The following is a 13,779-nucleotide window of genomic DNA, read 5'->3' as shown; positions in this document are numbered from 1 at the left end:
GCCGAACGGCCGGCCCCCGAGGGGACCGGCCGTTCGATGCGATGTGCTCGCGATCAGTTGTTCGAGGACAGCTTCTCGCGGAGCGCGGCGAGCGACTCGTCGTCGGCGAGGGTGCCGCCGGTGGTCGACTCGCTGGTGAAGCCGGCGCCGACCGAGACGCCCTCGGAGACGGTGGCCGCCTCCTCCTGCGACTTGGCCACCTGGGCCTTGTGGGCCTCCCAGCGCGCCTGAGCAGCGGCGTACTCCTGCTCCCAGGCCTCGCGCTGCGACTCGAAGCCCTCGCGCCACTCGTTGGTCTCGGGGTCGAAGCCCTCGGGGTACTTGTAGTTCCCCTGGTCGTCGTACTCCGTGGCCATGCCGTAGAGCGCCGGGTCGAACTCGGTGCCCTCGGGGTCGACGTTCTCGTTCGCCTGCTTGAGCGAGAGGGAGATGCGGCGACGGTCGAGGTCGATGTCGATGACCTTGACGAACACCTCTTCGCCGACCGACACGACCTGCTCGGCGAGCTCGACGTGCTTGCCCGACAGCTCGGAGATGTGGACGAGGCCCTCGATGCCGTCCGCGACGCGGACGAAGGCACCGAACGGGACCAGCTTCGTGACCTTGCCCGGCGCGACCTGTCCGATCGCGTGGGTGCGGGCGAAGACCTGCCACGGGTCCTCCTGGGTCGCCTTGAGCGAGAGCGACACGCGCTCGCGGTCGAGGTCGACCTCGAGGATCTCGACGGTGACCTCCTGGCCCACCTCGACGACCTCGGAGGCGTGCTCGATGTGCTTCCAGGAGAGCTCGGAGACGTGGACGAGACCGTCGACGCCGCCGAGGTCGACGAACGCGCCGAAGTTGACGATCGACGACACGACGCCCTTGCGGACCTGACCCTTGTGCAGGTTGTTCAGGAACGTGGTGCGGCTCTCGGACTGGGTCTGCTCGAGGAGCGCGCGACGCGACAGGACCACGTTGTTGCGGTTCTTGTCGAGCTCGAGGATCTTCGCCTCGATCTCCTGGCCGAGGTACGGCGTGAGGTCGCGGACGCGGCGCAGCTCGATGAGCGAGGCCGGGAGGAAGCCGCGGAGGCCGATGTCGACGATGAGACCGCCCTTGACGACCTCGATGACCGAGCCGGTGACGACGCCGTCCGACTCCTTGATCTTCTCGACGTCGCCCCACGCGCGCTCGTACTGCGCACGCTTCTTGGACAGGATCAGGCGACCCTCCTTGTCCTCCTTCTGGAGGACGAGGGCCTCGACGCTGTCGCCCACGTTGACGACCTCGGAGGGGTCGACGTCGTGCTTGATGGAGAGCTCGCGCGAGGGGATGACGCCCTCGGTCTTGTAGCCGACGTCGAGGAGGACCTCGTCGCGGTCGATCTTCACGACGGTGCCTTCGATGAGGTCTCCGTCGTTGAAGAACTTCAGAGTCTTTTCGACCGCGGCAAGAAAGTCTTCAGCAGACCCGATGTCGTTGATCGCGACCTGCTTGGTTGCCTTGTCGGTCGTTGCGGTTGTCATTAAGGGATGCTCCAGGATGGATGGGTCTCGGGCGGCGGCCGCCTGCGGGCCTCGCGGCTCGGCGGAGTGGTGACCACTGCGGTGGTGAGGGATGTGCCTCCGGCCCGGGAGCCGCGCTCGGCCGGCCGGAGGACCGGCCTTCCTCGCGCGCCGCGGGCACGGCGGCGCCACAGATGTGACACCCCAGCTTAGACGCCCCGGGAGGCGCACGGCAATCTCGCCGCGCCCGTCCAGGCGCGGGTTCCGGAGTCAGCCGGCGAGGGAGGAGCGGAGGGTGTCGAGACCGACGCCGCCGAGGTCGAGCGCCCTCCGGTGGAAGGCCGCGAGCGAGAACGCGGCGCCCTCGCGCGCCTCCGCCTCGTCGCGCAGCTGCTCCCAGATCCGCTGCCCGATCTTGTAGGACGGAGCCTGCCCCGGCCAGCCGATGTACCGGTTCACCTCGAAGCGCACGAACGCGTCGTCCATGTTCACGTTGGCCCGCATGAAGTCGAGGGCCGACTCGGCGGTCCAGACGGTGCCGGAGCCCGGCATCGGCTTCTGGAGGTGCACGCCGATGTCCAGCACGACGCGCGCCGCGCGCATCCGCTGGCCGTCGAGCATGCCCAGGCGGTCGGCCGGGTCGTCGAGGTAGCCGAAGCGCTCCATCAGCCGCTCCGCGTAGAGCGCCCAGCCCTCGGCGTGGCCGGAGGTCCCGGCGAGCTGACGGCGCCAGGTGTTGAGGCGGGCGCGGTTGTGGACGGCCTGGCCGATCTGCAGGTGATGGCCCGGGACGCCCTCGTGGTAGACCGTGGTCAGCTCCCGCCAGGTGGCGAACTCGGTGACTCCGGCCGGGACCGACCACCACATCCGCCCTGGGCGCGAGAAGTCGTCGCTCGGACCGGTGTAGTAGATGCCGCCCTCCTGGGTCGGCGCGATCCTGCACTCGAGGCGGCGCACCTCCTCCGGGATGTCGAAGGCGGTGCCGGCGAGCTCGCGGACGGAGCGGTCGCTGGTCTCCTGCATCCACGCCTGCAGAGCGTCGACGCCGTGCAGAGTGCGGGCCGGGTCCGCCTCGAGGTGGGCGATCGCCTCGGCGACGGAGGCGCCGGGCAGGATCTCGCGCGCGATCGCCTCCTGCTCGGACGTCATGCGGGCCAGCTCCTCGATCCCCCACTCGTAGGTCTCGTCGAGGTCGACGACAGCGCCGAGGAAGCGGCGGGAGTGCAGCGCGTACAGCTCCCGGCCGACGGCGTCCTGCTCGGTCGCGGCGGGGGCGAGCTCGCCCCGGAGGAACTGCGCGAGCGACCCGTAGGCGGCCGAGGCACGGCGGGCGCCGTCCTCCAGCCGCTGAGCGAGCGACGCGGGCAGGGATCCGGCGGCGGGAGCGGCCTCCGCGGCCAGCTCGGCGAAGAACCCGCGGGGAGCGGCGATCTTCCGCGCCTGCTCGGCGACGAGCTCGACCTGGCGGCGGGCGGGGACCACGCCGGTGCGGATCCCCTCGCGCAGGGTCTCCGCGTAGCCCTCGAGGGCGGCCGGCACGGCCAGCAGCCGCTCGGCGACCGCCTCCCAGTCGGCGACCTCGTCCGTCGGCATCAGGTCGAAGACGTCGCGCAGCTCCTGCGCCGGGGACGCGATCACGTTGAGGTCCCGCAGCGGCAGACCGGCGTCGTGCCCCTCCAGGGAGAGCCGGAGCTCGGCGCCGAGGTCGGCGGCCGTGACGCGGTCGACGTCGTCCACGGGGTCGGCGGCCTCGAGCTCGGCGAGGGCCGAGGCGGTCGCCGCCCGGGCCTGCTCGAGACCGGCCGGCGAGTAGTCGCCCAGACGGCCGTTCGCGCCGCTGCGTCCGATCGCGGTGCCGAGGGTGGGGTCGAGGTCGACGAGCGTGTCGACCCAGCGCTCGGCGACGGCGTCGACGGCGGTGGGCTCGCGGGGGGTGTCGGTGCTCATGCCTCCGAGCCTAGCCAGGCCCTGCGGCCGGCTCAGTGCGCGGCGACGTCCCAGTCGGACCCGTGGCCCACCTGCACCTCGAGCGGGACGCTCAGGTCGGCGGCACCCGCCATCCGGCCGCGGACGACCGCCTCGAGCGACTCCTCCTCGCCGGGGGCGACGTCGAAGATCAGCTCGTCGTGCACCTGGAGGAGCATCCGCGAGCCGAGCCCCTGCTCGTCGAGGTCGGCCTGCACGCCGATCATCGCGCGCTTCATGATGTCGGCGGCCGAGCCCTGGATCGGCGAGTTGAGTGCCGCCCTCTCGGCGTTGTCGCGGAGGACGCGGTTCGCGCTCTGCAGGTCGGGGAACGGACGCCGGCGTCCGAAGATCGTCTCGGTGTAGCCGGTCTCGCGGGCCTGCTCGACGACGCTGCGGAGGTAGTCGCGCACCGCGCCGAAGCGGACGAAGTAGTCGGTCATCAGCTGCTTGGCCTCGGCGCTCGAGATGCGCAGCTGCTTCGACAGGCCGAAGGCGCTCAGGCCGTAGGCGAGACCGTACGACATCGCCTTGACCTTGTTGCGCATGGCCGAGGTGACGTCGCCCGGATCGACGCCGAAGATCCGCGATCCGACGAAGCGGTGCAGGTCCTCGCCGGAGTGGAAGGCCTCGATCAGCCCGGCGTCCCCGGAGAGGTGCGCCATGATCCGCATCTCGATCTGCGAGTAGTCGGCGGTGAGGAGGGTGCTCGCGTCCGCTCCGTGGACGAAGGCGGTGCGGATGCGGCGGCCCACCTCGCTGCGGACGGGGATGTTCTGCAGGTTCGGGTCGTTGGAGGAGATCCGGCCGGTGGCCGTGCCGGTCTGGTCGTAGCTGGTGTGGATCCGGCCGTCGGCGGTGACCGACTTCTCGAGCGTCTCGATGATCTGCTTGAGCTTGGTCGCGTCGCGGTGCTCGAGGAGCAGCCCGAGGAACGGGTGCGGGTGGGACTCCTGCAGGTCGGCGAGGGCGGAGGCGTCGGTGGTGTAGCCCGTCTTCGTGGCCCGGGTGCGCGGCATGTCGAGCTCCTCGAAGAGGACCTGCTGCAGCTGCTTGGGCGAGCCGAGGTTCATCTCGTGGCCGATCTCCGCGAACGCGCGGCTCGCGAGGTCGGCGGCCGAGACGGTCAGCTCGGCGCGGAGGCGCGCCAGCACGTCGGCGTCGATCGCGACGCCGGTGAGCTCCATCGTCGCGAGGACCTGGACGATCGGCAGCTCGATGTCGACGAGCACCGAGAGCATCCCCTCGCCCAGCCGCTCGCGCAGCGGAGCGACGAGCCGGTACGCGTACCAGGCCTCGGTGGCGGGCCCCATCGGCTCGACGGTGGGGACCAGCTGGTTCGGGTCGCCCTGCGCCATGGTCTCGTCGAGGTGCTGCGCGACCTGCGCCGCGAGCGTGGCCGGGTGCCCGGTGGGCTGCACCAGCCAGGAGGCGACGCGGGTGTCGAACGCGAGCCCCGCGACGGGGAGTCCGGCCCTCCGCAGCGCCTTGATCTGGGGCTTCGCGTCGGCGAAGTACTTGGGGGCGGGCCCGGCCAGCCACTGCTCGAGCGCGGTGTAGTCGGGTCGCTCGGCGGCCCACGGGACGAACGCCGTCTCCTTCTCGACCGCGAGACCCACACCCTCGAGCCCGCCGGCTCCGAGCAGGACCTGCACGGCGACGGGCGCGGTGCCCTTCGCCGACACGCGGTCGAGCCAGTGCGCGAGCTCCTCGTCGACCAGGGTGCGGACGGCGGGTGCGGAGGTCGTGACCACGTCGCCCGCCAGGGCCGCGGCAGCGCCGTCGACGCCCTCCTCCGCGGCGATCGTGAGGACCCGCTCCTGCAGGGTCTTGAACTCGAGGCGGCTGAAGATCTCGCGGACCGCGTCGGGATCGATCGGACGGCGCGTCAGATCGTGCGGCCCGAGGGGGAGCTCGACGTCCGTCACCAGCCGGTTGAGGCGGCGGTTGCGGAGCGCGTTCTCCTTCTGCTCGCGTAGCTTCTCGCCGACCACGCCCTTGATCTCGTCGGCGTGGGCGATGATGTCGGCGACCGTGCCGTACTGGTTGACCCACTTCGCGGCCGTCTTGGGGCCGACCTTGTCGACGCCGGGCAGGTTGTCGCTGGTCTCGCCGACGAGCGCGGCGATCTCGGGGTACTGGTGCGGCTCGACGCCGTACTTCTCGAAGACCTTGTCGCGGTCGTAGCGGGTGAGCTGCGAGACGCCCTGGGTGGAGGGGTAGAGCAGGGTGACGTCCGGGGTCACCAGCTGGATGGTGTCGCGATCGCCCGAGACGACCAGCACGCGGAAGCCGGCCTCGGCCCCCTGGCGCGCGAGCGTCGCGAGGATGTCGTCGGCCTCGAAGTCCTCCTTCGAGACGGTCCGGATGTTCATGGCGTGCAGCGCCTCCTCGAGGAGGGGGACCTGGCCCTTGAACTCGGGCGGCGTCTCGCCGCGGGTGCCCTTGTACTCCGGGTACTCGCGGGTGCGGAACGAGTAGCGGGAGATGTCGAACGCGACGCCGAGGTGGGTCGGCTTCTCGTTCTTCAGCAGCAGGATCAGCATCGAGAGGAAGCCGTGGATGGCGTTGGTGTGCTGGCCCTCGCGGGTCTGGAAGCTGTCGACCGGGAGCGCGTAGAACGCCCGGAACGCCAGGGAATGGCCGTCGACGAGCAGGAGGGTAGGCTGTTCCGGATCTGACACAGGGCCAGACTACACAGCGCCTCCGACACCGGATCGGCCCGCTCGCGCCCGCCGGTCTGGGCCGCTCCGAGGCTCCAGCGCGAGGAGCGACGTGACCGAGCCGACCCCCACCACGACCGCCTGGATCCGCCCGCCCGCGCTCGACCTGGTCGCCGGGATCGGCCGCGGCATGGGCGAGCTCGCCGAGCGGATGGGGATCCTCTGGCACGAGCTCACCCCGCAGCACTCGGTGGCCTCGATGCCCGTCGAGGGCAACCGGCAGCCGGTCGGCATCCTGCACGGCGGCGCACACGTCGTGCTCGCCGAGTCGATGGGCTCGATCGCGGCGAACGTGCACGCCGGCGCGGGCCGCCTGGCGATGGGCATCGAGCTGAACGCGAGCCACAGCCGGTCGGTCCACTCGGGCTTCGTGATCGCCACCTGCGACGCGATCCACCTGGGCTCCACCCTCACCACCCACGAGATCGTCGTGCGCGACCAGGAGGGGCGCCGCCTCTCCACCGTGCGGATCACCAACATCATCCGAGACGCCCGCTGACGGGGAGCGGACGGGTCCCCCTCGCGGGAGCGGAGGGCGAGGACCGCGATCGCCGTCGGGACCGCCCGCGCCTGCGCGCGACCGGGGATCGACCGGTCGGCCGCGCCGCTCGGAGGCCCGGCACCGCGGCGAGCGGCACTGTCAAGCGACGGCGCGCGACTGTGCCCGGTGGTGCCCGAAGGGCGACACTGAGCGGATGAGCCTTCGCCATCTCCTCAAGAGCCTCCCGTCCATGCCCTCCGACCTGCCCTCGTTCGATGCGGAGGCGGCTCCGGCCGATCCTCTCGAGCTGTTCGCGCAGTGGCTCGAGGAGGCGAAGGACGCGGGCCAGCTCCTCCCCCACGGCGCCACGCTCTCCACCGCCTCCGACGACGGCACCGTCTCGGCGCGCGTGCTCGTGCTGCGCGAGATCGACGAGGCGGGCTGGGCGTTCTCCACCCATGCCACCAGCCCCAAGGGACGCGCCATGGAGGAGAACCCGCACGCCGCGCTGACCTTCTTCTGGCCGGTCCAGGGCCGTCAGGTCCGGGTCGAGGGCCGGGTCGAGCGCGCCTCCGCGCAGGAGTCGGCCGACGACTTCCGCCGCCGCTCCGAGGCCGCTCGCACCGCCCTGCTCGTCGGACGCCAGAGCGAGCCGATGCGCAGCGCGCAGGACTTCGGCCTCGTCACGCTCCAGACCAGCGTCGCCGTGGGCTGCTCGCCCGCGACGCTCGACCGGGAGTGGGCCGTCTACCGCGTCGTGCCCGAGCGCATCGAGTTCTGGCAGGGCTCGACCGCGCCGGAGCAGGATCACACCCGTCTCGAGTACCGCCCGGGAACGACGGAGGCGGGCGGCTCCCCGTGGGAGCGCACCCGCCTCTGGCCCTGAGGCCGTGGGCCCTCGGGCCCGGCCTCGCGCTAGGCCTTCTTCGTGCTCAGCTGCTCGATGATCGCCTGCGCGACGTCGTGCATGGTGAGCCGGCGGTCCATGGAGGCCTTCTGGATCCAGCGGAACGCCTCGGGCTCGGTGAGCCCCATCTTCTCGTTGAGCAGGCCCTTGGCGCGGTCGACGAGCTTGCGGGTCTCGAAGCGCTCGACCATGTCGGCGACCTCGGCCTCGAGGGTGAGGATCTGGGCGTACCGCGAGAGGGCGATCTCGATCGCGGGCAGCAGGTCGTTGGGCGTGAAGGGCTTCACGACGTAGGCGAGCGCTCCGGCCTCGCTGGCGCGCTCGACGAGCTCCTTCTGGCTGAAGGCGGTGAGCAGGACGACGGGCGCGATGTGCGCCTTCGAGAGGCGCTCGGCCGCCGAGATGCCGTCGAGCTGGGGCATCTTGACGTCCATGATGACGAGATCGGGGCGCAGCTCGGTGGCGAGGGCCACAGCGGTCTCGCCGTCGCCGGCCTCGCCGACGACCTCGAAGCCGTTGTCGCGGAGGATCTCCACGATGTCGAGGCGGATGAGGGATTCGTCTTCGGCGACGACGACCCGACGGGGTGCGGTCGACGAGGGTTCCTGGTCAGTCACGCCGATGAGCCTACGGTATTCTCGACGGGCTGGTGATGAGCCGGTGTGGCGGAATGGCAGACGCGGGGCACTCAAAATGCTCTGTCCGAGAGGGCTTGTGGGTTCGAGTCCCACCACCGGTACCCGCCTGGTCGCGCGGTGCGCGCCTCCGCTCGCTAGCGTCGTCGGATGAGCACCGACCCCTGGCCCCTGTTCTCGCTGGAGCTGCGCACGCCGCGGCTCGAGCTGCATCCGGTCCGCGACGCCGACCTCGGCCCTCTCGCCGACGCGGCCCTCGCGGGCGTGCACGAGAGCGGCCGCTCGCCGTTCCCCTCCCCCTGGGCCGAGGCGCCGGCGGAGCGCCTGCCCGGCGAGCTCGCCCGCTTCCACTGGTCGCAGCGCGCGCAGACGACGCGGGAGGCGTGGCGCGTCGCGTTCGCCGTGGTCGAGGACGGCCGGGTCGTCGGCTGTCAGGACGTGGTCGCCGAGTCCTTCGCCGCCACCCGCACCCTGACCTCGGGCTCGTGGCTCACCCGCTCGGCGCAGGGCCGCGGCCTCGGGCGGGAGATGCGCGCCGCCGTGCTCCTCCTCGCCTTCGACCACCTCGGAGCCGAGGTCGCCGAGAGCGCCGCTCTCGCCTGGAACACCCGCTCGATCCGGGTCTCGGAGGCCCTCGGCTACCGGCCGAACGGGACGCACCGGATCGTCGGTCCGGACGGTGCGCCGGTCGAGGAGCTGCGGTTCCGCGTCACACCGGAGACCCTGGTGCGGCCGGAATGGACGCTGGAGGCCTCGGGGATCGACGCCGCACGAGCGGTCCTCGTCCAGGACCCGCTCGGTCCGCCCTCCCCCGTCTGATTCACCAGAACATCGTGCCCGGCGAGCCCTTGAACGGACCGACCACGCGCGAGGTGATCCAGCCGCCGTAGAAGTCGCCCGGCTGCGGCTGGACCGCCTCGCCGTCGACGGTGCAGGAGTCCATCCGGGCGGGGTAGAGGGCGACCGTGTCGACGAGGGCCTCGAAGCCGTCCATCGGCTCGGGGTACGTCCAGCCCGCCGCCTCCGCGACCGCTCCTCCTCCCCCGCGCACGGTGAGGTAGGAGGCCGCGCCCTTGAACTCGCAGATGCTGCGGCCGGGCGCGGGCTCGAGCGCCCCGGGCGCGAACGAGGACACGGGGAGGTAGTAGACGGGAGGGTGGCTCGTCTCGAGGACGCGGAGAGCGTCGCGGGTCTCGGCGACGACGACGCCGCCCAGCCGCACGACCACGTGCTCGGTGGTGGTCTCGACCCTCGGGGGTCGCGGGTAGTCCCAGACGGATTCCTGGCCCTCGGCGGGCGGCACGCGCTTCATCCCGCTCACGCTACGCGGCGGGGAGCGGTGCTCCGGCGCCTCCCAGAGGATGCCCGGGCGGACGCCGCGGCCCCGCGGATCGCCGCCGCCGGGACGCGCGAGGGCCCCGGTCGCGTAACGTCGTCCCTGCGGCGGAACCCCGAGCCCGCGCGCAGAAGGAATCCAGAGTGCCCACCGAATGCATCCACGGCCTCGACATCGCGCTCTGCGACGTCTGCACCCCGAAGAAGCTCCCCGAGCAGGTCGGCCGTGCCACCCGCGCCCCCGCGCGCGTGCCCGGGACCTCCCGTGCGGCCACCGCCCGTGCCGCCGCCCGCGGCACGGCGCGCGAGAAGCCCCTGCCGAAGGTCGACATCGCCGCGCAGCGGATCTACCACGTCACCCACCTCGACAACCTCGAGGCGATCGTCGCCGCCGGCGCGATCCTGGCGGACCAGCAGCTCCAGGAGCGCCCCGCGATCGACGTCAGCGCCGAGACCACCCGCGAGCACCGCCGTGCCGTGCAGGTGAAGGACGGCGTCAGCGTCGCCGGCTTCGTGCCCTTCTTCCTCTCCCCCGACGCCGCCCTCTGGGCCGACCTGCGCGGCGAGCGGGTCGCTCCGCACTGGTCGCCGAGCGCCCACGAGACCACCGCTTCGCAGTACGTCGTCCTGGTGGGCTCGCTCGCCTCCGCCCCGGTCCTGAGCGACGGCGACGCCTCCCACGTCCTCACGCGCTTCACCGAGGGCGACGCGCTCGTGCGCACCTTCGCGCGCCTCCTGGTCGACGAGCCGGCCCTGCGCAGCGCCGAGGCGCTCGTGCCCGAGCGCTTCCCGCTCGAGGGCGTCGCGACGGTCGGCGTGGCGTCGGTCGCCGCCCGCAACCGCGTCAAGGCTCTCTTCGAGGGCATCGACGCCTCTCCCCGCGTCGCCGTCTACCCGCCGTGGTTCCACCCGGTGGCCGAGGAGGAGTGACCCGGCGCTAGTCGGCCTCGAGGAGGTCGAGGCGGTCGGCCAGGTACCGGCGCAGCGGCATCAGTCCCTGCTCTCCCAGACCGGGCGCCCAGCGCACGAGCACCTCGGAGCCGTGCAGTGCCAGCGGCTCCTGGCCCGACTCGAGCGCTGCGGCGTCCAGTGCGAGGCGCCGGCAGCCGTAGTTGACGATCTCGCCCTCCTGGAACGGACCGTCGAAGGCGGCGCGCCGGATCTCGCGGCGCGCCTCCTGCGACTCGGACTGGTTGTTGGCGTGCAGCGGAGCGACGGCACGCGTGACAGAGCCCGTCGCGAGGAGCTCTCCCTCGCGTCCGAGGAGGAGCACGCCGAGGCGCCACGCGCGGGTCACCGGCGCCATCACCGGCTTGCGGTGGAAGCCGAGGATCGCGCGCGGCGTCCGCAGCTCGGCGACGGCCTGGTCGGCGATGCCGCGGGCGTCGAGCTCGGCGGAGACCTCGCGCAGGAGCGCAGCCAGATCGGCAGCGGCCTGCTCGGCCCCGGGTGCTGCGGGCATCGCTCCTCCTCGGCTCGTCCCGCCAGCCTACGGGCGCGGTGTGCACCGGCCACCCTGCTCCGCACCGCTAGCATCGCCTGACGACACCGAGGAGGACGAGCGATGCGCGTCATCATGATGGGCCCGCCCGGCGTGGGCAAGGGCACCCAGGCGGCCGTGCTGTCGCGCGAGCTGGGGGTGCCGGCGATCTCCACCGGCGATCTGTTCCGCGCGCACGTCGCCGACGGCACCGACCTCGGACGGCGTCTGCGGGCGCTCGTGGAGGCCGGCGAGTACGTGCCGGACGAGCTGACGAACGCCCTGGTCGCCGAGCGCATCGCCGAGGAGGACGCCCGGGACGGGTTCATCCTCGACGGCTACCCGCGCACGCTCGCCCAGGTGGACGCGCTGGCGGAGCTCCTCGAGGAGCGGGGCACGCCGCTCTCGTGCGTCGTACTGCTGACGGCCGACGCGGACGTGGTCCTCGAACGGCTGCACGTGCGGGCGCAGGAGCAGGACCGCGCCGACGACGACCCCGAGGTGGTGCGGAACCGGATCGAGGTCTACGAGCGCGAGACGGCTCCTCTGGCGGAGGTCTACGACGAGCGCGAGCTCCTGGTGCGGATCGACGGCTCCGCCTCGCAGGACGAGGTCGCCGCGAGGATCATCGCGGCGTGCCGACCCGAGTGAGCCGACCCGCCGCGACGCCGGGTCAGATCGCCGAGGCGAGGACCTCGTCGAGCTTGGCCGAGGCCTCCTCGTCGGTGCCCTTCAGGGCGAGCGAGAGCTCCGACACGAGGATCTGACGCGCCTTGAGGAGCATCCGCTTCTCGCCGGCCGAGACGCCGCCCGCCTGCTCGCGGCGCCACAGGTCGCGGACGACCTCGCTGACGCGGTACACGCTGCCGCTGGCCATCTTCTCCTGGTTGGCCTTGAAGCGGCGGGACCAGTTGCTGGCCTCCTCCGCGACGTCGCTGCGCAGGACGTCGTAGACCGCCTGGACTCCGGCGTCGTCGATGATCTCGCGGACGCCGACGAGCTCGGCGTTCTCGACGGGGAGGGTGATGGTGAGCTCGCTCGTGTGCACGTTCATCGTCATGAACGTCTTCTCGACGCCCTTGACCGAGCGCTTCTCGAGCCCGGTGATCGTCACCGCTCCGTGGTGCGGGTAGACCAGGGTCTCGCCGACCTCGAATGTCATCATGTCGTGCCTTTCGTCGTGGGGCGTGGTGGGAGTGAGGAGTCCAGGGGGCGCAGCGGCGCCGCGGCGAGCCAGGCCGGGAGCAGCGCGACGAGGTGCTCGACCAGCTCCTCGTCGGTGCCGTCGAGGGAGCCGGCGAGCCAGGCGCCGACCACGGAGAGGACGCCGCCGGCCGCGAAGATCGCGGTGAGCTCGGGGTCGACCGCTGCGGGGACGTCGACCCGGGCGAGCACCTCGCGGTGCAGGGCGAGCGCCGTGTCGAGCACGGCGTCGTCGGAGGCGACCCGGGCGGAGGGCCGCGCGCGGAGCCGGGCATGGAAGGCGTGGCGGTCGACCAGCCGCTCGACGAGCCGCGAGTAGCCGCGCTGCAGGGCGTCGGCTCCGGAGCGGTCGGCGGGATCGCCCTCGGCGACGTCGGCGACCACGAGGTCCTGACGGAGCAGCGCGGAGGCGACTCCCGCCGCGTCGTCGAAGTGGGCGTAGAACGAGCTGCGGCTGATCCCGGCCTCGCGCACGATGTCGCTCACCGCGATGCCCTCGGCCCTCTCGCCGTCGCTCTGCATGACGAGCCGCTCGACCGCGTCGAACACGCGGCGGCGGGTGCGCCGGGCTCGCGGATCGGCGGAGCCGAGCGCCGAGGGGGACTCCGCCGCGGGCACGGAGGCGAGGCGGGCGGGAGTCATCGACGTCAGTCTACCACTTCCCGGACAGGTGTACGGGAAGAGCGTCAGGCGCCCGTGCGAACCTGGTCGAGGCCGGCGATGCGGTCGATCGCGGCCTGCTCGCTCGGCGAGACCCGGCCGAGATACCGGCCCAGGAACACGAACAGCAGGCGGTTCGCCGTGATCGCGGGCCACCACGGGCGCCGGAGGCCCAGGAGCCTCCGCACCTCGGGGCTGAGTGAGGCGACCGCGCCGGCGAACAGCAGCGGGTAGACCACGCCCGCCTCGCCCGGCAGCCGGATGTCGCGGAGGAAGCCGACCGCCTCGTGCACGCGTGCGTCGGGCTTGAGCTCGCCCGCGAATCCGGCGAGCTGCGCGCGGAGCTCCGCGACGCTCTCGGGCGGATCCTGCACTCCGAGCAGCCGGCCGGAGGCGGCCCACTCGCGCACGTAGGCGTCGGGGCCGCCGGGGATCCGTCCGCCCCAGATCTCGTGGGCGCCGAGGAACGCGTCGGTGAAGGCGTCGTGCACCCAGAGCAGCAGGCGGGGGTCCTGCGCCGAGTAGGAGCGCTCGCGCCCGCCGGCGTCCTCGTAGGAGCCGACGATCCGCTCGTGCACGCCGGTCACCCAGCGCGCCGCTCCGCTCGCCGCGGCGGTGTCGCCGAAGCTGGTGGTCAGGACCCAGCGGACCGTGTTGTCGAGCCGGCCCATCGGGTCCTCGCGGTAGCGGGAGTGGTCGTGCACACCGGCCATCGCTCCGGCGTGGAGGGTCTGCATGAGCAGAGCCCGCACTCCGGCGATCATCGTGGGCAGGCCGCCGTTGACCGCCCAGACCGCGCTGCCCGGTCCGAAGAGCCCGGCGTCGTCGCCCTTCTCGAGGGCCACGATCCAGTCGGCGCGGGGGCGGGGGCGGCGGCGTCTCATCCGCTCAGTGTGCGCTCGG

General features: G+C 72.4%; 14 protein-coding genes and 1 tRNA gene. 6 read left to right on the top strand and 9 right to left on the bottom strand.

Features of this window, described 5'->3' with window-relative positions:
* Window positions 1–53 precede the first annotated feature (53 nt).
* From rpsA to polA, 3 genes are all read right to left on the bottom strand, one after another.
* Complete coding sequence (gene rpsA, locus C5C95_RS07670; RefSeq protein ID WP_104221897.1) at window positions 54–1,508, bottom strand: 30S ribosomal protein S1; 1,455 nt, start codon at window positions 1,506–1,508, stop codon at window positions 54–56.
* Between the two features lie 249 nt (window positions 1,509–1,757).
* Complete coding sequence (locus C5C95_RS07665) at window positions 1,758–3,434, bottom strand: DUF885 domain-containing protein (protein ID WP_104324165.1); 1,677 nt, start codon at window positions 3,432–3,434, stop codon at window positions 1,758–1,760.
* A 32-nt stretch (window positions 3,435–3,466) separates the two neighbouring features.
* Complete coding sequence (gene polA, locus C5C95_RS07660) at window positions 3,467–6,136, bottom strand: DNA polymerase I (protein WP_104221893.1); 2,670 nt, start codon at window positions 6,134–6,136, stop codon at window positions 3,467–3,469.
* Between the two features lie 91 nt (window positions 6,137–6,227).
* On the opposite strand from polA, the gene C5C95_RS07655 reads away from it, so the two are divergent.
* Window positions 6,228–6,674 (top strand): PaaI family thioesterase, encoded by a 447-nt coding sequence (locus C5C95_RS07655; protein ID WP_374953047.1) that lies wholly within the window; start codon window positions 6,228–6,230, stop codon window positions 6,672–6,674.
* 196 nt (window positions 6,675–6,870) lie between these two features.
* Complete coding sequence (locus C5C95_RS07650; RefSeq protein ID WP_104221891.1) at window positions 6,871–7,542, top strand: pyridoxal 5'-phosphate synthase; 672 nt, start codon at window positions 6,871–6,873, stop codon at window positions 7,540–7,542.
* A 29-nt stretch (window positions 7,543–7,571) separates the two neighbouring features.
* Here the strand turns inward: C5C95_RS07650 and C5C95_RS07645 are convergent, their stop codons facing one another.
* The gene (locus tag C5C95_RS07645; protein WP_104221889.1) at window positions 7,572–8,180 is read right to left on the bottom strand and encodes an ANTAR domain-containing response regulator; all 609 of its coding nucleotides are present in this window, start codon (window positions 8,178–8,180) and stop codon (window positions 7,572–7,574) included.
* 39 nt (window positions 8,181–8,219) lie between these two features.
* On the opposite strand from C5C95_RS07645, the gene C5C95_RS07640 reads away from it, so the two are divergent.
* Both C5C95_RS07640 and C5C95_RS07635 read left to right on the top strand, forming a co-directional pair.
* Window positions 8,220–8,302 (top strand) — tRNA-Leu (locus C5C95_RS07640).
* A gap of 46 nt (window positions 8,303–8,348) precedes the next feature.
* The gene (locus tag C5C95_RS07635) at window positions 8,349–9,017 is read left to right on the top strand and encodes a GNAT family N-acetyltransferase (RefSeq protein ID WP_104324164.1); all 669 of its coding nucleotides are present in this window, start codon (window positions 8,349–8,351) and stop codon (window positions 9,015–9,017) included.
* A gap of 1 nt (window position 9,018) precedes the next feature.
* Here C5C95_RS07635 and C5C95_RS07630 read toward each other — a convergent pair whose 3' ends face one another.
* Window positions 9,019–9,510, bottom strand: coding sequence for a DUF427 domain-containing protein (locus tag C5C95_RS07630; protein WP_104309123.1), 492 nt, complete (start codon window positions 9,508–9,510; stop codon window positions 9,019–9,021).
* Between the two features lie 167 nt (window positions 9,511–9,677).
* Between C5C95_RS07630 and C5C95_RS07625 the strand changes: the two genes are divergently transcribed.
* Window positions 9,678–10,463, top strand: a complete 786-nt coding sequence (locus tag C5C95_RS07625) for a DarT ssDNA thymidine ADP-ribosyltransferase family protein (protein WP_104221883.1) — start codon at window positions 9,678–9,680, stop codon at window positions 10,461–10,463.
* A gap of 7 nt (window positions 10,464–10,470) precedes the next feature.
* Here C5C95_RS07625 and C5C95_RS07620 read toward each other — a convergent pair whose 3' ends face one another.
* Window positions 10,471–10,995, bottom strand: coding sequence for a hypothetical protein (locus C5C95_RS07620; protein ID WP_104221881.1), 525 nt, complete (start codon window positions 10,993–10,995; stop codon window positions 10,471–10,473).
* Between the two features lie 102 nt (window positions 10,996–11,097).
* Here C5C95_RS07620 and C5C95_RS07615 point away from each other — a divergent pair, with 102 nt between their 5' ends.
* Window positions 11,098–11,664 (top strand): adenylate kinase, encoded by a 567-nt coding sequence (locus C5C95_RS07615; RefSeq protein ID WP_104221879.1) that lies wholly within the window; start codon window positions 11,098–11,100, stop codon window positions 11,662–11,664.
* A 22-nt stretch (window positions 11,665–11,686) separates the two neighbouring features.
* Here the strand turns inward: C5C95_RS07615 and C5C95_RS07610 are convergent, their stop codons facing one another.
* From C5C95_RS07610 to C5C95_RS07600, 3 genes are read right to left on the bottom strand one after another with little or no spacing between them, the layout of a single operon-like run.
* Window positions 11,687–12,175 (bottom strand): CarD family transcriptional regulator, encoded by a 489-nt coding sequence (locus C5C95_RS07610; protein ID WP_068257183.1) that lies wholly within the window; start codon window positions 12,173–12,175, stop codon window positions 11,687–11,689.
* Window positions 12,175–12,858, bottom strand: a complete 684-nt coding sequence (locus C5C95_RS07605; protein WP_104225305.1) for a TetR/AcrR family transcriptional regulator — start codon at window positions 12,856–12,858, stop codon at window positions 12,175–12,177. The genes C5C95_RS07610 and C5C95_RS07605 overlap by 1 nt, the downstream gene beginning before the upstream one ends.
* A 44-nt stretch (window positions 12,859–12,902) precedes the next feature.
* Complete coding sequence (locus tag C5C95_RS07600; protein ID WP_104221875.1) at window positions 12,903–13,760, bottom strand: oxygenase MpaB family protein; 858 nt, start codon at window positions 13,758–13,760, stop codon at window positions 12,903–12,905.
* Between the last annotated feature and the right edge of the window lie 19 nt (window positions 13,761–13,779).

The sequence above is a fragment of the Rathayibacter sp. AY1B7 genome, from assembly GCF_002932735.1.
In the GTDB taxonomy this organism is placed as follows: Bacteria; Actinomycetota; Actinomycetes; order Actinomycetales; family Microbacteriaceae; genus Rathayibacter.
This window is presented reverse-complemented; position numbering and strand designations above follow the sequence as displayed.